Origin of the sequence: Vibrio sp. Vb2131 (assembly GCF_033338535.1) — a bacterium.
GTDB lineage: Bacteria > Pseudomonadota > Gammaproteobacteria > Enterobacterales > Vibrionaceae > Vibrio > Vibrio alginolyticus.
Window position 1 is genome coordinate 152,790 of sequence record NZ_JAWOSW010000006.1, and the last position, 18,600, is coordinate 171,389.

Here is an 18,600-nt window from a genome sequence, read left to right on the forward strand (position 1 = left end):
TATGAGTAAGATTTCCCCTCGCCATTCTACTACTATGCCTATTGTTCCTCTTAAAACGGCGTCTAAAGCGCCTGTTCTGGGCGCGTATGACCGTCGATTCCATGTGATGGCAAAGCCAGGCGGAGCAAAGTGCAACATCGATTGTCAGTACTGCTTTTATCTGCATAAAGAAAATCTACTGCACCAAGAAAAGCAGCCAAAAATGGACGACGCAACACTGGAAGCGTTCGTGAAAAGCTATATCGAAAGTCAGGATGGCGAAGAAATTGTATTCTCATGGCAGGGCGGGGAGCCGACGCTGCTTGGGTTGGACTATTTCCGCAATGTCGTAGCTTTGCAAAAGAAATATCAGCCGAAAGGCGTTCGCATTGAAAACGACCTTCAGACCAACTGTATTTTGCTAAACGATGAGTGGTGTGCGTTTTTAAAAGAGCACAACTTCCTAGTTGGCTTGTCGATTGATGGACCACGAGAGCTGCACGACAAATATCGCAAAACCCGCAGCGGTAAGCCAACGTTTGATCTCGTGATGAAAGCGGTAGATAAGCTCAAAGCGCATGGCGTGAAATTCAACGCGTTGGTCACGGTGAATCGTCACAATGCGAAATACCCGCTCGAAGTATATCGATTTTTAACCCAAGAATTGGGTGTGACTTATATTCAGTTTGCGCCGGTGGTAGAAGCCAACAACTTCCAAACAACCGCGCCGCAGTTTTGGAACGAACAGATGATCCCAACCAAAGGCAGTGATCTGGCTAAACCGGGGCATCCAATGTCGATTGTAACGGATTGGTCAGTCGATCCTGAAGACTGGGGACGCTTTTTAATGGCGACCTTTGAAGAGTGGGTGAATAACGATCTTGGCCGTGTGCTGGTTAATCTGTTTGAAACCGCGGTGGCGCAAGTAATGGGGAAACCGTCTCAGCTTTGCGTGACGGCGGAGTTTTGTGGCAAAGGGCTGGCGATTGAGCACAATGGCGACGTGTTCAGTTGCGACCACTATGTGTATCCAGAATACAAACTCGCCAACATTCATGAACACTCACTGAATGAAATGGCCTTCTCTACAAGACAATATACTTTTGGCATGGCAAAACGCGATTCATTGCCGACGTATTGTAAGCAATGCCCTTACTTGCCTTATTGTTGGGGTGAGTGCCCAAAAAACCGTTTGATCAAAACGCCGAATGGTGAGAGTGGTCTAAACTATTTGTGTTCGGGAATCAAAATGTTCTTTGATTATGCGTTACCGATGTTGGTTGGTCTTGCACAACTTCTCCAATCTCAAGAACCGCAAAGATAACATAGTGAATATAACCTTAAGTTATTTCATTTGTTCTTATACTTAACTATCGAAAAGACGGCTTAAACCATTGAAAAGGTATCCTATGAACCACGCACAACAAGCGATAAAAGAACTCATCGAACAAACAGAAAAAAGCGTCATTGGACAAAGCCACGTGGTTCGAGCTTTAGTCATCGGGTTATTAACAAATGGGCATATTCTGCTAGAAGGTTTACCGGGAACGGCAAAAACACGTTCCGTAAAATCGTTGGCGAACTTGTTAAACACCAGTTTTGGTCGAATCCAGTTTACGCCGGATCTTTTACCATCTGACGTGACGGGTACTGAGGTTTATCAAGAGCTGGATGGTAAGCCGCAACTCCACTTTCAACCTGGGCCCATTTTTAACAGCATTGTACTTGCTGATGAGGTCAACCGTGCACCTGCCAAAGTACAAGCGGCACTGCTTGAAGCCATGGCCGAAGGCACAATCACAGTAGGCGATAAAACTCACGTATTGCCAGACTTATTTATGGTGCTTGCAACGCAAAACCCAGTAGAGCAAGAGGGCACGTACCCACTGCCAGAAGCGCAAATGGACCGCTTTATCATGAAGGTTACCGTCGATTATCCAGAAGATGACGCCGAACGTGACATCATTCGTTTGGTGCGCAGTGAAGAATTGGGTGCGGAAACCAGCAGCGAAATTATTACGCCAAAACACATCGAGCCAGACGTGGTGCTAGAAGCGCGTCGTCAGTTACCAAACATCGTGGTATCAGACCTAGTGGAAAACTACATCGTTGCGTTAGTGATGGCGACTCGTAAGCCAGAGCGTTATGCCGATTCAAACTTAGCAAAATGGATTGAGATTGGCTCTAGTCCTCGTGCTTCTATCGCACTTGACAAATGCGCTCGTGCGTATGCGTGGATGCAAGGACGTGACCATGTGACTCCTGACGATGTGCGTGCCATGGTTCCGTCTGTATTGGGCCACCGTTTTTCTTTGACCTACGATGCACTGGCAGATGGGGTCGATCATCAACGAGTCGTACAAGAGCTGCTAGATTGTGTAGAAATTGGGTAAGTGGGAGGCATTATGGCTAAGCCAACTCTTGCGCCAAAATCACAGGGGATGGATCCCCGTTTGTACTGCGATTATGCTCGTTTAGTACGTCTGCAAGCACAAGCAGAATCATTCAGTTTACTTCCTCATCTAAAAGCGGGTAGCGTACTCTCTGGCCGACACAATTCGTTGTTTCGCGGTCGTGGATTGAACTTCGAAGAGCTGCGCCATTACCAATTGGGTGACGATATTCGTAACCTTGATTGGAAAGTTACGATGCGTACAGGTAAGCCGCACGTGCGCAGCTATACAGAAGAAAAAGATCGCAACGTAATCGTGTGTGTCGACCAGAGAAGCACAATGTTTTTTGCTTCGACGCAAGTAATGAAATCAGTTGTCGCGGCAGAGATCGCAGCGATGTGTGGGTGGCGAGTATTAAAAGATGGCGACCGAGTCGGTTTTGTCATCGCATCCCCGCAGGCGTTGTTTCACAGCAAGGCACAGCGTTCGCAAAACGATCTTCTGGCGCAACTTAAACGTCTCGCTAAAGCCAATCAATCGCTCAATGTGGACTCCTGCAATTCCGAAAAAGTAACGTTCAGTCAATGGATTGAGCTTATTAAACGCATGAAGCTCAAGCAATCCACTTTGATTTTTATCAGCGACTGGAGCGACTGCGAGGAGCACCACCTTGATCACCTTAAACAGCTACAACAGCACAACGATGTTCTTGCAGTGATGGTCAGTGACCCATTAGAACAAGCGCTACCAGACGATTTGGCAAAATCGAAATGGGTGGTTGGTGACGGGCAGTATCAACTCAATTTAGACAGCAAAGCAAAGGTAGAAGCTGCGAGCGCAAAGCTTGAGGCTCGAACTAGCTTACAGCGTCAATCACTCTCTCAACTTATGGCGATGAAACACCTTCCGCACATCGAACTCGATACGACAGGTGAGCACATTAAACAATTCCAAAAACTGGTAGGAGGGCGTTAAATGAGTGATCTTCCTACGCCTCCAAGTACCTACATACTCAGAGAGCTGCATGATGTGGCCGTACCATCTAGCGTGAGTTGGTACCCGCAAACTATTGGCTGGAAAATTTTAGCGGCGGTTGCGTTCATTGCATTGGTATATTTCGCATATCGCTTGGCTCGGCAATGGTGGCATAATCGTTACCGAAAAGAAGCTCTACTGGCGATTTCGCAAATCAACCCGAGCGACAAAGACATGCCAAAAGTATTGTTCTCTGTGCTTAAAATAGTGCTGATTCATATTGATAGCCGCAACGCGAAATTGTTTGATACCGCCTTTCTGCGCAAGCTCGATGCGCTGTATCCGCAAACCAGAGACTCTCAAGCAAACTCGCAAATGGTTTTTAACGATGAGCTTTCAAAGTGCTGGCTACAAAGTATTGTTGACCCAAGCGTTACGCTAACCAACGAAGAGCGAGTAACGCTTATTGCTCGTGCGAAAAACTGGGTGAGTGAGCACCGTTGTGATGCTCAAAAAAGCGCGGCAAATAAATCACCACGATTGAAACGCAAAGCACATCAGGGAGGTCAACATGAATGATCTTCTTGCATCGATAACTGGTTTGTCTGGTTTTGAATTTGCTCACCCAATGTGGTTTCTGGTTTTGCCCTTGCCGTTGGTGGTGTACTACTTGGTGCCTGCATATCGCACTAAGCAAATGGCGATCAAAGTGCCGTTTTTTAGTCAGCTGGTGGAAGCGATTGGCGAGACGCCATCAGAAGGTGCAAGCCAGTTGACCCCGAGTTGGTGGCAACGAGCAACGTTAATTCTTTCATGGCTTTTGGTGGTGTGTGCGATGGCAAAACCCACCGTGTTAGGCGAGCCTCAAGTTCGCGAGAGTTTAGGCCGCGATGTGATGGTGGTGGTGGATCTTTCGGGCTCCATGGCCGAGCCAGATTTCACCTCACGTACAGGCGAAAAAATTTCTCGTCTTGATGCGGCAAAAGAAGTGCTGTCGGAGTTTGTTCAGTCTCGTAAAGGTGACCGATTAGGCTTGGTGCTTTTTGGTGATGCTGCTTTCGTGCAAACGCCATTTACCGCAGACCAAAAAGTGTGGCTCGAACTGCTTAACCAAACCGATGTGGCAATGGCAGGGCAGAGTACCCATCTTGGTGATGCGATTGGCTTAGCGATTAAAGTTTTTGAGCAAAGCGATAAGTCGCGTAGTGCTTTAGAACAAGACCAAAACCGTGAAAAAGTCGCGATTGTATTAACCGATGGTAACGACACGGGCAGTTTTGTTGAACCGATTGATGCGGCGAAAGTTGCGAAAGCCAAAGGCGTGAGAGTACACGTCATTGCGATGGGCGATCCGGAAACGATAGGTGAAACCGCGTTGGATATGGACACGATTCATCGCATTGCGAAAGAATCCGGCGGTGAAGCGTTTGAAGCACTCAACCGTGATGAACTATCGGCTGCCTACGACGAAATTGGCAAACTGGAACCTCAACTTTACGAAAGCACCACATACCGCCCAAAACAAAGCCTTCACCATTACTTGATGGCGTTAGTGGTCATCATGCATTTGCTCGCGTTCAGCGTCGCAACACTTAAAAGAAGGGCTGTTACACGATCATCATTAGGAGAGAGCGATGTTTGATTCTCTTAGTTGGACGCAATTCTTTACGCAGTTTCATTTTATTCGACCACTGTGGTTACTGGCTTTGATCCCCATGTTTTTCTTGGTGTGGTTACGCTGGCGAGAAGAAAGCGAGCCAAGCTGGAAGGATATTCTGCCCGAACATTTACGCAATGCTTTGACGATAGGTGAGCGAGGCTGGCGTAAGCAACTGCCGCTTAAGCTCTTGATGCTGATTGTGTTCATCGCCATTGTGATTTGTGCAGGCCCAACGTGGCAACGAGAATCTTCTCCCTTTGGCGAAGATAAAGCCTCTATGCTTGTGGTGCTTGATAACAGCGACTCGATGCTGCAAAAAGATCTCCCACCAAGCCGCCTTGAGCGTTCCAAACAGAAAATACGCGATTTGCTAGTCGCGCGAAAAGGCGGAAAAACGGGTTTAGTCGTGTTCGCGGGCAGTGCTCATGTCGCGATGCCTATAACTCAAGACAGCAAAGTATTTGACCCGTTTTTGGCGGCCATTACGCCAGAAATTATGCCCGTGCAAGGTAAGCTTGCCGAAAAAGCATTGCCGTTAATTGACCAACAATTGCAAGGTCAACCAGGCTCCACTGTTCTGTTGGTGAGTGATGGCGTTAATCCAGCCACGATTGAGCAATACCAAGCGTATTTCTCGGGCAAACCTTATCAACTGTTAATTCTTGCGGCAGGGAATGCTGACATTGTGAGTAACAACCCAATGGATTTGGATTCTCTACAAAAACTGGCTAGTCAGACTAACGGTCGATTGGTGGAAGTGACCGTCGATAATAGTGATATCGAGCAACTGAATCGATACGTTGAGCGCAATATGCAGCTTAATGGCGAATCTTCAATGCCTTGGAAAGACATGGGATATCAGCTTCTGTTCCCAATCGCGCTGATCATGATGCTGTGGTTTAGAAAAGGGTGGTTAGTGCAGTGGTGCGTGATTGTAATGGTGAGCGGCACGTTATTGATGCCAACCAGTGCGTTGGCGGAGAACATTTCTGTTAAAGCCGAGCAGCCACAAGTTGTGCAAAAAGTGACGGCTTTCGACAAGGTAGCGCAATGGTGGTGGGATTTGTGGCTAACGCCAGACCAACAAGGACAGCGTTTGTTTAACAAACAAGCGTATTTAGAAGCCGCGAAACACTTTGTCAATCCATTACGCAAAGGCACGGCGTACTACTACGCTAGCGAGTTTGAACTCGCCCACAGTGCGTTTTTGGAAATGCAAAACGACCCGTCCGAAGAGGTTCGAGATTACGGTCTTTATAATGCGGCGAGTGCATTGGCGCGTCAGCGTGAATATTTGGCTGCACGTGACTTGTTAAAATCCCTAGCCAACAAGCCAACGTTGAGCGAGAGGCTAAGACCGGATGTTGAGCATAACTTGAAAGTGATTGGTGGTATTGTAGAGGACATCAACCGGATGAGTGAGAGTCAGGCAGGAACAGAGCAAGAAGCATCAACCGAGCTAGGCGATAACCCTCAAACCGCAGAAGGGGCGGATGAAAAAACGTCAGCGGAGTTGATGATTAAAGAGACGTTAAATGCAGACGACATCATAGGTAGCCAAGAATTAGCCGACAAATGGTTAAAGCGAGTCGAAGCGGATCCTAAATACTTCTTAAATGCGAAGTTTCAGATTCAATTGCGTTCAATAGAAACCGGAGAATCAACCTCTACTGCGAGCGAAAATACAGAGGAGGCGGTGCAATGATGAAAAGCCACCGTTTTACGCCCTTTGCTTTACCCTTGTGGGTAGTTATCTGTTTCGGTTTCCTCCTGAGCAGTAGTGTGTTGGCTCAAGATATTCGTGACGTTCAACGAGAGCATGGTGTTGAGTTACAAGCGTGGGTTGGTAAACAACCAACGGCTGGAGAGAAGCGGAAAACACCAAGTTTTAGCGTCAATGAGCAAGTTATTTTAACCATCGAAGTGGCAACGCCGCGTTGGTTTACGGGTGGTACGAGAATTGGCAATATTGAAATACCCAATGTTATCGCCAAACAGCGTAATCAACTAGCAACCAACTTTACTGAGCAAAAAGAGGGACAAACTTGGTCGCGTCAACGCTGGGAAGTGACTTTGTATCCTCAAGCTTCTGGTGATTTTGTGATTCCACCTGTCGCAGTGGGCGTTCAGGTGTCGGCGCCGGACGGCGAGAAGGTGTCAGGCACACTTTACACGCAGCCGATTAAGTTCAAAACCGTATTGCCATCGGGCCTGCTGAGTGGTGAGACACCTTGGTTTTCTGCAACAGATGTAGAGGTAAAGCAAGAGTGGGATACCTCCACTGAGTCACTCAAAGTTGGGGATGCAATCACGCGTAAAATCACCATTTCGGCTCAAGATTCACTATCTGTATTGCTACCAGACTTGTTGAAAGGAGAATCAACAACCCGTTATCAAGCGTATCCTCAACCCCACCGTTTGACAGATACGCAAACACGTGGTGATTACCAGTCAACACGCACAGAAGAGAGCGTGTACGTGATTCAACAAGGTGGTGAATTAACCCTGCCGGATTATGAGTTCCGTTGGTGGAACAGTAAGACTCAGCAAGTGGAAACGGTGATGTTAGAGGGCAAAACTTTTGCCGCGAAGCACACGTTGAAGTCCTTCATCAGAACGTACTTTGAATGGATTGTTTCCACGCTTGTGTTGCTGGGTTTTGTGATTATTTCATTGGTAGCCATTAAACGTTACTACCGCAACAGACCGACACCAGCATGGCTGACGTTCCACCGTTTGTTAAAGGCTAAACGTTGGTCTGAAGCAAGGACCATATTGTACAAACAATTGCGTTTAAATACGGCCGAGCTAGAAATGACCAAAGCCGATACGAGTGAATCGTGGCAAAAAAGTGCGTCGCGAATGCAAAATGGTGAAAATAGCGCTCATTTACTGAAGTCGATGTGGCGCAAAGTCCAGACCAAACAAAAACGCTTTAAATTCCGTATTCCGCGAGCGTTACCAGAACTGGACAAAGTCATTGGAAGAGATGACAATGAATAAAACGGGGCGCTAATATAGCGCCTCGTTTTTATTAGAGAATAGAGTTCAAATGAGCCAAGAGTTTATGCGCCGCGCATTGGAAGTGTCCAAAAATGCGCTTCCTGAATGTCAACCCAACCCGCCGGTTGGCTGCGTGTTAGTGAAAGACAATCAAATCGTTTCTGAAGGTCATACTCAAGCGATTGGTGGCAATCACGCGGAAGTGGAAGCGCTGAATGCGTATCAAGGCTCGTTAGAATCGGTGACGGCATACGTTACGCTGGAACCGTGTTCGTTTGTTGGTCGCACGCCAGCTTGCGCGGTGACATTAGTCAAATCCGGCATAAGCAAAGTCGTCGTAGCCATATTGGACCCCGACCCGCGCAACAGTGGTCGAGGTATCGAGATTCTAAAACAAGCAGGTATAGAGGTAGAAACGGGTTTGTGCGGCGAGGAAGTCAGCGAGTTTCTTACCCCTTACCTAGGCAAAGCCTAAGTCAAGCTTTACGTTGCACTATGGTGCCAGTTTATGTGGTGAATGAAGTGCGTCAAAATTGAGTTAAAACTCATTAAAACAAGCGATACCGCCCATTTATTGCACTTGGCTACGTGAAGGATCATGCTGTTAGATTAAAATAGAGAAAGTGACTTTTGAAAAATTTAATAGCATGAAACCGACCGACCTTAATCTTATTCCCATTTTCACTGCCATCTATGAAGAGCGTAACTTGTCTCGGGCGGCGGCGCGTTTAAACATCACCCAGCCTGCGGTGAGTAAAGCGCTAGCAAGGCTACGTGATATCTACGATGATCCATTGTTTCATCGTTGCGTTAAAGGTGTCGAGCCTACCTCGTTTGCGATGGATATTTATCCTGCTCTTCTAGCTTCAGTACAAAATTTCACTTCGACATTATCGGCCTCTAGTGAGTTTGACCCTAAAGTGTCGAATAGAGTGTTTTCTATTGCCTGTGTGTCCGTTGCGAGCTTTGAGTTGCTACCTCAAGTCATGAAACAAATCCGTGTGTCGGCGCCAAATGTTGCATTAGAAGTACATCCGCTTTTTACGGAAGATTTTGAAAGTGATCTGCGGTTACAACGATACGATTTGATCATTGATATCACACCAAGAGCAAGAACGGTGCTAAAACTGGAAACTGTACTTACGGAGCGTTTGGTGGTGGTATGTAGCGAAACGCATCCACGCCTGAATGACGAGATTACGGCTGAACAATTTTTTGAAGAAGAACACGTAGTGGTTTCGCAGTGGCAGAGTCGTAAGAGCTTGTTAAACGCCGATGACATTGTCGACTTGGATAAGAGAAAGATTAAGTATCGAGCCTCAGGCGTACTAGAAATGCTCCCAATTATTTGTGGTAGTGAATACATTGGTTTAATGCCAGAGTCGATGATCAACTTGTTCAATAACACCTATCATGTTAAATCTTTATCAATGCCATTTGATGAACAAATGTATGAGCTTTGCACAATCTGGCATCCTAGTCGCACAAACGACAGCGCCCATCAATGGTTGCGTTCACAGATTAAGCAAGCAGGAAAAGTCATCAACCAATAGGAAGTGCAATGAAAAAGACAATACGTGCCATCCTTAACGGAAAAAAAGCTGGGAATCCAGAGTTAAGAGATGCAATCATGAAAATGAGAGAAAAAGGCATCGACGTACAGGTGCGTGTGACGTGGGAATCTCAAGACATGCCGCGGCTAGTGAAAGAAGCGGTTGATGAAGGCATTGAACGTATTGTTGTCGCTGGAGGCGATGGAACCGTCAATGAGGCGGCTTCTGCGGTTATTCAAATTGACGAAGAAAAACGCCCTGAGTTAGCCATTATTCCCCTTGGTACCGCCAATGACTTTGCTACCGCTATTCAAGTACCTAATTCCATTAAGGCGTCTTTATCTCTTGCTGTTGAGGGGCAGTCCGCTTTGGTCGATTGCGTCAAAGCGAACGATCGCTGCTTTATTAACGTGGCAACAGCAGGGTTTGGCGCAGAAGTTACAGCAGAAACGCCTGTTGAACTCAAAAACTTTCTTGGCGGTGGAGCTTACACGCTAACTGGTGTTGTAAAAGCACTTGGCTTTAAACCATATGACGGAACAATAACGATTGAAGGTGGTGCGTATCAGGGAGAAATGTTGCTCGGTGCGTTTTGTAATGGGCGCCTTGCTGGAGGTGGGCAAGAGTTAGCTCCAAAAGCGATGATTAATGATGGGCTGATGGATCTAACATTGGTGCGCCCATTTTTACCTCATGAGCTGCCTAAAGTAATCGACGAGATCAATAACCCGAGTGAGAAAGGAGAGTTTGTGAAGTACACTAAAGCAAGCTGGTTGGAGATAGACTTCCCGAATCCATTACCTCTTAATTTAGATGGAGAACCTTATCATTCGAGAACCATTAGATTTGATGTTCAGCCTAAGAGTATACGATTAGTCGTACCGCAAGATTGTCCTTGCTTGACTAGCTAAACGAGCGTTCTCCATGATTATTGCTTAACACAGCCACTAAAATGTGGCTGTGTTGCTTGTGTTGAGGTATCGTCAACTTCTTAACGTTTTTGAATGGTCTCAACGTCTATCTGCGTAGTTGTCCAATCTGAGTCAACCTCTCCTCGAATCATTACGGTATCTTTTGGTGTCACTTCTTGACCCATCCAATCTTCGTTGTCGATCTCTACTTCGATTTCACCAGTGTTGTCTTTGAACAAGTAAGTCTCGTTACCAAATGATTGAACAATATGCCCGGTTAGCACTACAGCGCTGTCGTCGGTTGCGTTGCGCGCCTCTTTCACCGTATTGATTGCACTGACTTCTGGACCATTAAACGCGGCGAAAGCCGAGCTTGAAAGTAGAGCAAGCATGGATGTTAACAATACTCTTTTCATTATCATCTCCTTATATTAGAAGTAATAAGTTGTGCCTACGTTAAAGGATGCAGTGTTTGCGTAGCTGTCTAGTTGGTATTTTGCGTTTACACCTATGGTGAGCTGCGGGAAAATTCTGTATTCCGCACCCACTGAGAACATTGCGCCTAGCTCGTTGTTTTTCTCCGCGCTATGGAAAAGCGTGTTGGTCATTTCCACATCGTCGTTCGTGACAAGTTCGTATTCTTGATGTTTAGAAACCTTGGCATCGTATTGCGTGTAAGTTAAACCCGCTTTGAATTTTGTTGTCCATTTATCATTTAATGCATAGTTAAACACAGGAGCCAACGACACTTGCTTGGCTTTGATTGACGCATCCCAATCCATTTCATGATGGTAATCTTTGCCATCGATTGACTTGATACCTAGGTTTTTTGAACGACTATCATCAAGGTCAAACTGGCTGTAACCCAGTTCCAATGCCCAGTTGTCATTAAATGCGTAACCGACAAAGCCTGAGAAAATACCGTCTTCAAGCTCAGGGTTGAGTGTTACGTTGTCAGTTGAAAAGTGAGGTTCCAAATCATGGTCAGTGGTGCCTAGTCCATATTCCAGACCTACATAAGGAGCCGCAGATACCGAAACTGAGCAGGTAACAAGTAACGCAAGAAGTGTTTTGTTCATTTTATTTTGCCTCTTCAAATCAACTTAGTGAGTAGAAGCGCATTTTGTGTGAAGAAGCGTGAAGCGATCGTGAAGAAACGAAAAAATGTTTAGAAAAAAGAGCAAGGGGCGATAACCGAGGGGCGGTTTGAGTGAACAAACACCAAGCTCTTTATATAGAGTAAGTTAAGTTGCTGCGACGTAACACACCGCAAACGGGACATTAAGGCGAGTAAACTCTTTAATCCAACGCCATTGGTTGTCTTGGAGTTTATCGCCCGGCCCTTTTACTTCAATCCATTCGAACTCGTTTCCTTTAAAAGCAATCAGATCAGGCATCCCATTGCGGTAAAGCTTTAGGTCACTCAATTGTATTTTAAATAGCGCCATCAACATGTTAGTTGGGATAGTGTTGAGTGCTGTTTCGAGTAGCTCTTTACTTATTAAGTTCCAATGTACAAATGGATTACTGATGCCAAACTTCTCATCGTATTTTGTCAATAACATCTGGGTGTTGCCCGCTTCTAGTTCGGCAAAAGCGGTGTCTATCAAAGCTTGGCGCTTGGTAACAAAATCCGAGTGATATAAATCTAAAGGACGGTGTTGATAAGCGTTAATGAATGCCCCTTCAATAGGAGCAAAAATCGCATCCCAAAAAGTGAGACCAAGTAATGCATTAAGCAGTGCATTTTCGGCGTAAAATACAGTCCAGCCTAAGGACTCAAAATACGCTTTGCTGGCGAGTTCGACTCTCTGTTGAGATAAATCCAGTTCAAGGCGGTATTCCGTACAGGTTGGCTTCGTCACTCTTGGCACTTTCTCGCCTTGTTTTCGTTTTAACCGTTGCTCAAGTTTTTGTGCAACTTCGAGCTCAGACACATCGATCGGTGAGTTAAGCATATCTGTGACAATGTCACAAAATAAATCATCATGGTTTAATTTGTCATAGATACGTGCGCGTCGTTCTCGGCTCGGTGTGAGTTGAGTTTGGCCAAATAGAGATAGGGCGGTCTCTAGATCATTAAGCCGTTCGTAATCACGTGCTATGTCATTCAACATGTGCTCGCGTTTACGATCTACGTAACGGTGTTTAACGGGCTGAGGCATTGCCTCAATTAATAAGTCGAGATTGGCTTTGTCTTTTCGGTCAAATTGCCAGTACAGGTTGGCCAACTGGCTCAGTTCAATTAAGCGGTCTATTTGCTCACGTGAATCAAAGAAACGGCGCACTTTACTCAATTGATATTGCTCGAACTGATGCAAACCTAAGTCATCAAGCACAAACTGACTTAAGTCTTGATGGGTGTTGGCAAAAAACAGAGTGAGCAACACGTCGATCATATGAGCTGAATTGAGTTTGACGATCGTAAACTCAAGCTTCTCTATACGATCAAATTCCGCATTACTCAAACGTTCGACAAGGGCGTCTTTCTTGAGTGATTTCGGCAGTTCGGGATAAAGCGTGGAGATTTCTGGCTTGGTCAGTAAATTGGCCGCTAACTCTTGATGAGAAAGGGGTGGGGAAAGGGCTACAAACTCATGTTGACTCAATTCTGCCAGTGCTTCATTGATAGAAGGTATTTCTGGATAACTCAGCTTATCACTTCGAAACCAACATCCCTTTCGGCTGTATAAACGTACCAAAAGGCACTGGGCGTGTTTGCTCAAAGAATCAAACGAGCAAAGCCATGCGTGTTCTTCCTTGGTCAGTAAATTGCTGTACCAAGTTACTGCGTGATGAGTCAGCTTAAAGAAGTTCTCTAGATAGTAGTCTGGTGCAAGTTCGATAGGGCTTTCCATAAACGACCGATAACAAAAAAGGCTTAACCCATAGGTTAAGCCTTTTTGCTATCAAATCAATTCGCAATTATGCGTTTTTTAGCTGTGCTACTTTCGCTTCAGACAATGGCTTAGTGATGAACGCAAGTACGATACATACTGCCATCATTGCTGAAGAAATTGTGTAAGCCAAGGTGTAGCCGTCGCCATTTGTCATCGAGAAACCAACAACCGCTGCGCCGATTGCACCACCGATACCCCATGCTGTGTAAAGCACGCCGTAGTTAGTGCCGTAGTTTTTCAGACCGTAGAACTCAGCCGTTAGAGTAGGGAATACCGCTAGAAGTGTACCGTAACCTACCGCTGCGATTGCTGTACCGATGATCAGTGTAAACTCAGAGTCGAACGTCGCGAACAGCACCATGTTTACGCCTTGTAGAACGAACGCGAGTAGAAGCGTACGAACACCGCCGATTTTATCTGCAAGCATACCCGCGGCAACACGACCGCCAGAGTTAAATACAGCAAGAATAGACGCTAGGTAAACCGCGTTTGGCAAGTTTGCTTGAACGCTTGCGATTGTCGTGATGTTACCGATGATCATTAGACCAACAGAAGCTGCAAACGCGTACATGATCCATAGAGAGTAGAACTGTGGCGTTTTCAACATTGCTTTCCAAGTTAAGTCATCTGACTTTTTCACCGCTTTAGGTGCTTGGCCTTCTTTTACTTTAGGCTCCGCAGGTGTGTAGTCTGCTGGTGGGTTGTTGATGGTTGCTGCAAGAGGAACCGCAATCGCTAGGATACCAACACCAAGAACCATAAAGCTAGTTTGAATGCCCATGCTGTCTATTAGCGCAGAAGTTACTGGCGCAAGGTAAATAGCCGCTAGACCAAAACCTGCCGCAATAATGCCGTTAACCATACCTTTCTTCGAAGCGTGGAACCACTTCATCGCAGAAGGTGATAGGCATGCGTAACCAAAACCGATACCTGCACCTGTGATCACACCGAAGGTAATGTTCAGCATGAGTGGAGTGTCAACAAAGCCAGACGCGATCATGCCCAGACCTGTAAGAACAGTACCTAGGATAAGGATCATTCGAGGGCCCATGCGGTCTTGGAGAATACCTGCAATAAGAAGACAGATAGAGAAAGTGATGGTTGCAGTTGCGTAAGGTGCAGAAGCTTCTGCAGCACTCCAGCCTGATTCAGTTACCAGTGCCTTGTTGAATACACTCCAAGCATACAGGATGCCAAGACAAAGGTTGATACAGAACCCTGCTAACAGGATGCGCATAGCTTTATCAATCTTGCTCATTTTTATTCTCAGTTTTTCCTCTTATTGGCAATGCCGCAAAGAAGGTTGGTTTAAAGATGTTTTTCTCAAAATTAGTTTGCGTTTTTCAACGTTTAACGCAATGAGCGCGGATTATAACCAATAAATATGTGATTGGAATCTCTTTTTACGGTTACTGATAAAATAATTTGCAACATTAAAAGTGGATGTGAATTCATGGTTTTGTATGTAGTAAGAACGTTGTAAAAAAGTGATATTTTTTGTTCGCTAATAACGAATGATGAGTCAAGACAGAGAGGTTTTACGCTGTTGAGTGCACAGTTCACATTTCAAATAAAAAATTTCAAAATGTTTCCATGTTAACCATCTGTAACAAAAATGGCGAATTTATCATCTGACGGTCGTAAGTATCAGATGCAAAGGGTTTCTTAATTTTTAATTGTTAACCTTTTGTAATAATTGAAGCTGATTAGCTTTTGTGTTCATTAAGTGAGCAAAAAAGTAACTTGTAATTGCTGATTTTAGGCGCAAAATATAGTGAAAAATGAGTTTTCATTTATGAAGGGATGCTTTTTAGATTTGTTGTGAGGTGACTTATGAAACTGTTCCTATTACTCATGGCTTCGGTATCCGCTGGTATCGCATCAGCAGACCACATCCATTCATTTATGTTGGGCTTATCCATTGCTTCTTTAGCGGTAGGGAGCTGTTATTTCTTCGCATTTCGCAGCTCGCGCTTTCCACAGCTTGCTTTATTCCTACTCATTTGCGGTATGCTTTCTAAGTTGACGATAACCGTAGTCGGTGTGATGTGGGGAATGTCCGCGGAATTAATCACGTCTCCAATCGTATTCGCACTTTCATATTTATTCTTTTCGCTTGCCGTTACCTACTTATGGTTTAGCTACAGAGAGAGCATCACTAAGATTCCTGACCGATTTAAGTCAGCGTAAATCATCACATTAGAATAAAAAAACGCCAGCACATTTGCTGGCGTTTTTAATTAAACGTAATTTTGTTCGGATATTGCTTTTAGTTTGATCGTGGCAATACCGTTAGGCACTCATTGGAACAAGCACCATAGTCCCAATAATCACCGTGATAAGGCCTGCTAGAACTGGAACGGATGTGCGTTTTACAACCTCAAACGGGCTGATGTTTGCCATACCTGATGTCGCAACGATTACGCCAGATACTGGTGAGATAGTACGGCCTAGGTTTGATGCTTGAAGCATCGGGATAATTAGGAAAGCAGGGTTTAATCCCATTTTCGCAGCCAAAGATGGTGCTAACTCCACGAACGCATAGAAAGGCGCGTTACCCGAACCCGTTGCAATTGCTGCTGCAACTGTCAATGCAGTTAGAATAAGCATTAAAGCAACGCCGCCTGCACCAGCATTATCTGCTAGATGAAGTAGGTTATCGATAGCTCCGATAGACATCAGACCTTGTGCAAAAACCCCTGCGGCAACCAAAAGCATCACAACGCCTTTGAACGCGTCAGCCATGCCTGCGTAACAAGAATCTAAATCTTCTAGTGATTTCTTACCATCGAACTTATTTACAACATAATGGATCAGAGCTCCAAGGAAAACCGAACCAACCACAATAGTGTAGATGTCTAGACTAAGTCCTGGAATGGTACGACCGTTGAATAGGAAAACGCCGATGATAGGTAGAAATGGAAGAGCTGCATAAAACGCTGGTGCGTCAGCTTTGATCTCTGATACATCAATTTTTTCCATTGGTGTATTTTCTTTCTTATCTAAGTATTTGTTCCAGAAGAACGCTGCCGCTGCCATGACGATGATTGCGCAAATAGAAACAGGCAACACAGTTTGTACCGCAAACACATCAAGCTCTAAACCAGACTTTTCTGCTGCGATAACAACATCACCAGAAGTAGGAGAAAGGATGATTGCCGCTGGAGAGGCACACACTGCAACGGCTGCTGGACGAGAAATGCCCATCGCGACCATCATTGGGAATAGTGTCGCCATTAATAGTACGCCAAGGCCTGTTGCAGAACTTACCGCAAGAGACATTAAACACGCCACAATGTAAGCCGCTACTAAAAGGACGTAAGGAGACTTGATGACAGAAAGCGGTTTAGAGAACTGTTTCACTACCACGTTGTTCGCGCCGATATGAGTCATGTATGACGCAAAACCACAAAGCAGCATGATTTGCATACCAAGACCGCCACCGCGGTATTGAAGCATGTATTTCACGTATTCAAGCGCATCTGTCACCATGTTACCAGTTGAGGTGATTTTTGACGGCAGCACGTCGTGCCCCAAAACGCCAGTCATAAGAAGTAAAGCAATACCAGCTGTCAGTAACACGCCCGCAGCTTTATAGCCTTTGACAATAAAGTAACCCACCGCAATGGTAACCACTAAGCCAATTAAGAGCTCTAACATAGGGATCTCCGAATGTTATGTAAAAAAGAAAGAAACTGTTTCAGTTTATGACAAGGAATTTACAGAATTCTTAGCTGTGGCACGAGACAAATATGGGGCTTGCATGATCTGAGACAAATAATAATTTAATAAATAATTTCGTTAGATTGTATTGTTGGAATTTGGTTTTCTAAGTGTTATGTGCTGGTTTGAAGCTATTTATAGGAAGGAAAATATGACTAGGAAAGTGAATGAATAATGAGTGAATTGATTCACAATAGGAAAAAGACTTTACTCAATAAGCAATTATTGGAAAACACTCTTCACAACAAAAAAGCTTCGCCGAAGCGAAGCTAAGTAATCGTAAGAATGAGGATAAACTATGCGTATCGACGAACCATAAGGTTCCAACTACGCTGCTGCCGTTCGAACTCTGCTTTAATTTGCTGATACTTCATTTTTGTTACAGAACATTCGTATTTTTTTACCACACTGGCAGTTTTGGCACCGAGTACTTCTTTGCGCATCTCGTAGTATTCCTGCATGTGATGAACTAAAGTATCAAACTCTTGCTGTAGCTGATCGAGGATCGTTTGCGTGTTCGGTTTCGATTCTAGCTTTTCTCTTGCTTTCTTCAAAAGTTGACTCGCACGGGCTTTTTCAATTCTAAATGTAGGCGTTGTGCGCAACTTAGATGTGAGTCCTAGCCAAGAACATGACTTTATCAACCACTTCGTTGGGTCGTAATGCCACCAATACACGCCATTGCGATAGTCATTCTCGAAAATATGATGGAAATTATGGTAACCCTCTCCAAATGTGAAAAAGGCGAGTACACCATTATCGCGAGCAGTGTTTTTGTCTGTGAAAGTTTGCTTACCCCAAATATGTGCGAGGGAGTTAATGAAAAAAGTTGTATGGTGACTCATAAAGAGTCGAGCTGCACCAACGACCAATAACATCCCCCAGATATCACCGTAGATCAGTCCGAGCATGACTGGGAAACCAATATTAGTCAGTAGGGCAAGTGGAACATAATACTTATGCTGCCACATGACGATTTTATCGCGCTTTAGGTCACGGCAGTTTGTATATTCGTTTTCCTTTGATTTATTGTAATCACGTAACATCCACCCAATGTGAGAATACCAAAAACCCCGCTTGGCTGAGTACGGATCTTTATCGTTATTGTCGACATGTTTGTGATGCACACGATGATCAGAAGACCAATGTAATGCACTATTTTGCAAAGAAAATGCTCCTCCAATCGCAAAAATGGCGCGCAAAATAGGATGAGCTTCGTATGTTTTGTGGCTCCAGAGACGATGATAGCCTGCTGTAATAGAAAGGTTAGTAAAACTAAATGCAATCACTCCCCAAATTAGATGTTCCCAACCCAGTCCAAAATGATATGCATACCAAGGCATTACAATAAAAGTTAGAACAAAACTGGCAGAAAATATTAATGTATTCAACCAGATAACAGGTGGTTTGTTTTGAGTCACAGGTGTATCCCTAACTTTGAGCTAACAACTGTTCGCCAGAATATCAGCGTACACATGTAAGTCAAATTAAAGTTAGACAAAT

The 18,600-nt window shown here is 44.9% G+C and carries 17 protein-coding genes; 11 read left to right on the plus strand and 6 right to left on the minus strand.

Annotated elements, in window-relative coordinates:
- The first annotated feature begins 1 nt into the window (after position 1).
- The 10 genes from R7E38_RS09415 to yegS all read left to right on the plus strand — a co-directional run bounded on the left by R7E38_RS09415 (position 2) and on the right by yegS (position 10,474).
- A complete protein-coding gene (locus R7E38_RS09415; RefSeq protein ID WP_115386602.1) occupies positions 2-1,303 on the plus strand; it encodes an anaerobic sulfatase maturase in 1,302 nt (433 codons plus the stop codon).
- An 85-nt stretch (positions 1,304-1,388) separates the two neighbouring features.
- A complete protein-coding gene (locus R7E38_RS09420) occupies positions 1,389-2,372 on the plus strand; it encodes an AAA family ATPase (RefSeq protein ID WP_005376549.1) in 984 nt (327 codons plus the stop codon).
- Between the two features lie 12 nt (positions 2,373-2,384).
- A complete protein-coding gene (locus tag R7E38_RS09425; protein ID WP_017821549.1) occupies positions 2,385-3,347 on the plus strand; it encodes a DUF58 domain-containing protein in 963 nt (320 codons plus the stop codon).
- Positions 3,348-3,926, plus strand: a complete 579-nt coding sequence (locus tag R7E38_RS09430; protein ID WP_017635361.1) for a DUF4381 domain-containing protein — start codon at positions 3,348-3,350, stop codon at positions 3,924-3,926.
- Entirely contained in the window at positions 3,919-4,989 is a 1,071-nt protein-coding gene (locus tag R7E38_RS09435; protein WP_033906482.1) for a vWA domain-containing protein, read from the plus strand. Before R7E38_RS09430 ends, R7E38_RS09435 begins: the two co-directional genes overlap by 8 nt.
- Positions 4,982-6,712, plus strand: a complete 1,731-nt coding sequence (locus R7E38_RS09440; protein ID WP_226083127.1) for a VWA domain-containing protein — start codon at positions 4,982-4,984, stop codon at positions 6,710-6,712. The genes R7E38_RS09435 and R7E38_RS09440 overlap by 8 nt, the downstream gene beginning before the upstream one ends.
- Entirely contained in the window at positions 6,709-8,010 is a 1,302-nt protein-coding gene (locus R7E38_RS09445; RefSeq protein ID WP_226083125.1) for a BatD family protein, read from the plus strand. Before R7E38_RS09440 ends, R7E38_RS09445 begins: the two co-directional genes overlap by 4 nt.
- Before the next feature lie 49 nt (positions 8,011-8,059).
- Positions 8,060-8,485: a bifunctional diaminohydroxyphosphoribosylaminopyrimidine deaminase/5-amino-6-(5-phosphoribosylamino)uracil reductase RibD gene (locus R7E38_RS09450; protein ID WP_005376542.1), complete on the plus strand. Its 426-nt coding sequence runs from the start codon at positions 8,060-8,062 to the stop codon at positions 8,483-8,485.
- Between the two features lie 172 nt (positions 8,486-8,657).
- Positions 8,658-9,563 (plus strand): LysR family transcriptional regulator, encoded by a 906-nt coding sequence (locus R7E38_RS09455; RefSeq protein WP_053349403.1) that lies wholly within the window; start codon positions 8,658-8,660, stop codon positions 9,561-9,563.
- An 8-nt stretch (positions 9,564-9,571) separates the two neighbouring features.
- On the plus strand, positions 9,572-10,474 hold the full coding sequence (yegS, locus tag R7E38_RS09460; protein WP_226083123.1) for a lipid kinase YegS: 903 nt from the start codon (positions 9,572-9,574) through the stop codon (positions 10,472-10,474).
- 80 nt (positions 10,475-10,554) lie between these two features.
- Here the strand turns inward: yegS and R7E38_RS09465 are convergent, their stop codons facing one another.
- The 4 genes from R7E38_RS09465 to R7E38_RS09480 form a co-directional block, all read right to left on the minus strand.
- Positions 10,555-10,890, minus strand: a complete 336-nt coding sequence (locus R7E38_RS09465; protein WP_017635355.1) for a YgiW/YdeI family stress tolerance OB fold protein — start codon at positions 10,888-10,890, stop codon at positions 10,555-10,557.
- A 15-nt stretch (positions 10,891-10,905) separates the two neighbouring features.
- Complete coding sequence (locus R7E38_RS09470; protein ID WP_053303510.1) at positions 10,906-11,553, minus strand: AcfA family outer membrane beta-barrel protein; 648 nt, start codon at positions 11,551-11,553, stop codon at positions 10,906-10,908.
- A gap of 165 nt (positions 11,554-11,718) precedes the next feature.
- Complete coding sequence (locus R7E38_RS09475) at positions 11,719-13,332, minus strand: VRR-NUC domain-containing protein (RefSeq protein ID WP_054576037.1); 1,614 nt, start codon at positions 13,330-13,332, stop codon at positions 11,719-11,721.
- 67 nt (positions 13,333-13,399) lie between these two features.
- Positions 13,400-14,632, minus strand: a complete 1,233-nt coding sequence (locus R7E38_RS09480; RefSeq protein WP_017635352.1) for an OFA family MFS transporter — start codon at positions 14,630-14,632, stop codon at positions 13,400-13,402.
- Positions 14,633-15,207: 575 nt separating this feature from the next.
- On the opposite strand from R7E38_RS09480, the gene R7E38_RS09485 reads away from it, so the two are divergent.
- Complete coding sequence (locus tag R7E38_RS09485; protein ID WP_005376535.1) at positions 15,208-15,564, plus strand: hypothetical protein; 357 nt, start codon at positions 15,208-15,210, stop codon at positions 15,562-15,564.
- A 102-nt stretch (positions 15,565-15,666) separates the two neighbouring features.
- On the opposite strand, the gene dcuC is transcribed toward R7E38_RS09485, so the two are convergent.
- Positions 15,667-17,034: an anaerobic C4-dicarboxylate transporter DcuC gene (dcuC, locus tag R7E38_RS09490; protein ID WP_318081758.1), complete on the minus strand. Its 1,368-nt coding sequence runs from the start codon at positions 17,032-17,034 to the stop codon at positions 15,667-15,669.
- A gap of 359 nt (positions 17,035-17,393) precedes the next feature.
- A complete protein-coding gene (locus tag R7E38_RS09495; protein WP_053307627.1) occupies positions 17,394-18,518 on the minus strand; it encodes an acyl-CoA desaturase in 1,125 nt (374 codons plus the stop codon).
- Between the last annotated feature and the right edge of the window lie 82 nt (positions 18,519-18,600).

Coding starts and splice junctions, on each gene's coding strand:
- R7E38_RS09470 (WP_053303510.1), bottom strand. CDS start 11,553: ATGAACAAAACACTTCTTGCGTTACTTGTTACCTGCTCAGTTTCGGTA.
- R7E38_RS09475 (WP_054576037.1), bottom strand. CDS start 13,332: ATGGAAAGCCCTATCGAACTTGCACCAGACTACTATCTAGAGAACTTC.
- R7E38_RS09440 (WP_226083127.1), top strand. CDS start 4,982: ATGTTTGATTCTCTTAGTTGGACGCAATTCTTTACGCAGTTTCATTTT.
- R7E38_RS09450 (WP_005376542.1), top strand. CDS start 8,060: ATGAGCCAAGAGTTTATGCGCCGCGCATTGGAAGTGTCCAAAAATGCG.
- R7E38_RS09425 (WP_017821549.1), top strand. CDS start 2,385: ATGGCTAAGCCAACTCTTGCGCCAAAATCACAGGGGATGGATCCCCGT.
- R7E38_RS09430 (WP_017635361.1), top strand. CDS start 3,348: ATGAGTGATCTTCCTACGCCTCCAAGTACCTACATACTCAGAGAGCTG.
- R7E38_RS09485 (WP_005376535.1), top strand. CDS start 15,208: ATGAAACTGTTCCTATTACTCATGGCTTCGGTATCCGCTGGTATCGCA.
- R7E38_RS09480 (WP_017635352.1), bottom strand. CDS start 14,632: ATGAGCAAGATTGATAAAGCTATGCGCATCCTGTTAGCAGGGTTCTGT.
- R7E38_RS09455 (WP_053349403.1), top strand. CDS start 8,658: ATGAAACCGACCGACCTTAATCTTATTCCCATTTTCACTGCCATCTAT.
- R7E38_RS09420 (WP_005376549.1), top strand. CDS start 1,389: ATGAACCACGCACAACAAGCGATAAAAGAACTCATCGAACAAACAGAA.
- R7E38_RS09415 (WP_115386602.1), top strand. CDS start 2: ATGAGTAAGATTTCCCCTCGCCATTCTACTACTATGCCTATTGTTCCT.
- dcuC (WP_318081758.1), bottom strand. CDS start 17,034: ATGTTAGAGCTCTTAATTGGCTTAGTGGTTACCATTGCGGTGGGTTAC.
- R7E38_RS09465 (WP_017635355.1), bottom strand. CDS start 10,890: ATGAAAAGAGTATTGTTAACATCCATGCTTGCTCTACTTTCAAGCTCG.
- R7E38_RS09445 (WP_226083125.1), top strand. CDS start 6,709: ATGATGAAAAGCCACCGTTTTACGCCCTTTGCTTTACCCTTGTGGGTA.
- yegS (WP_226083123.1), top strand. CDS start 9,572: ATGAAAAAGACAATACGTGCCATCCTTAACGGAAAAAAAGCTGGGAAT.
- R7E38_RS09435 (WP_033906482.1), top strand. CDS start 3,919: ATGAATGATCTTCTTGCATCGATAACTGGTTTGTCTGGTTTTGAATTT.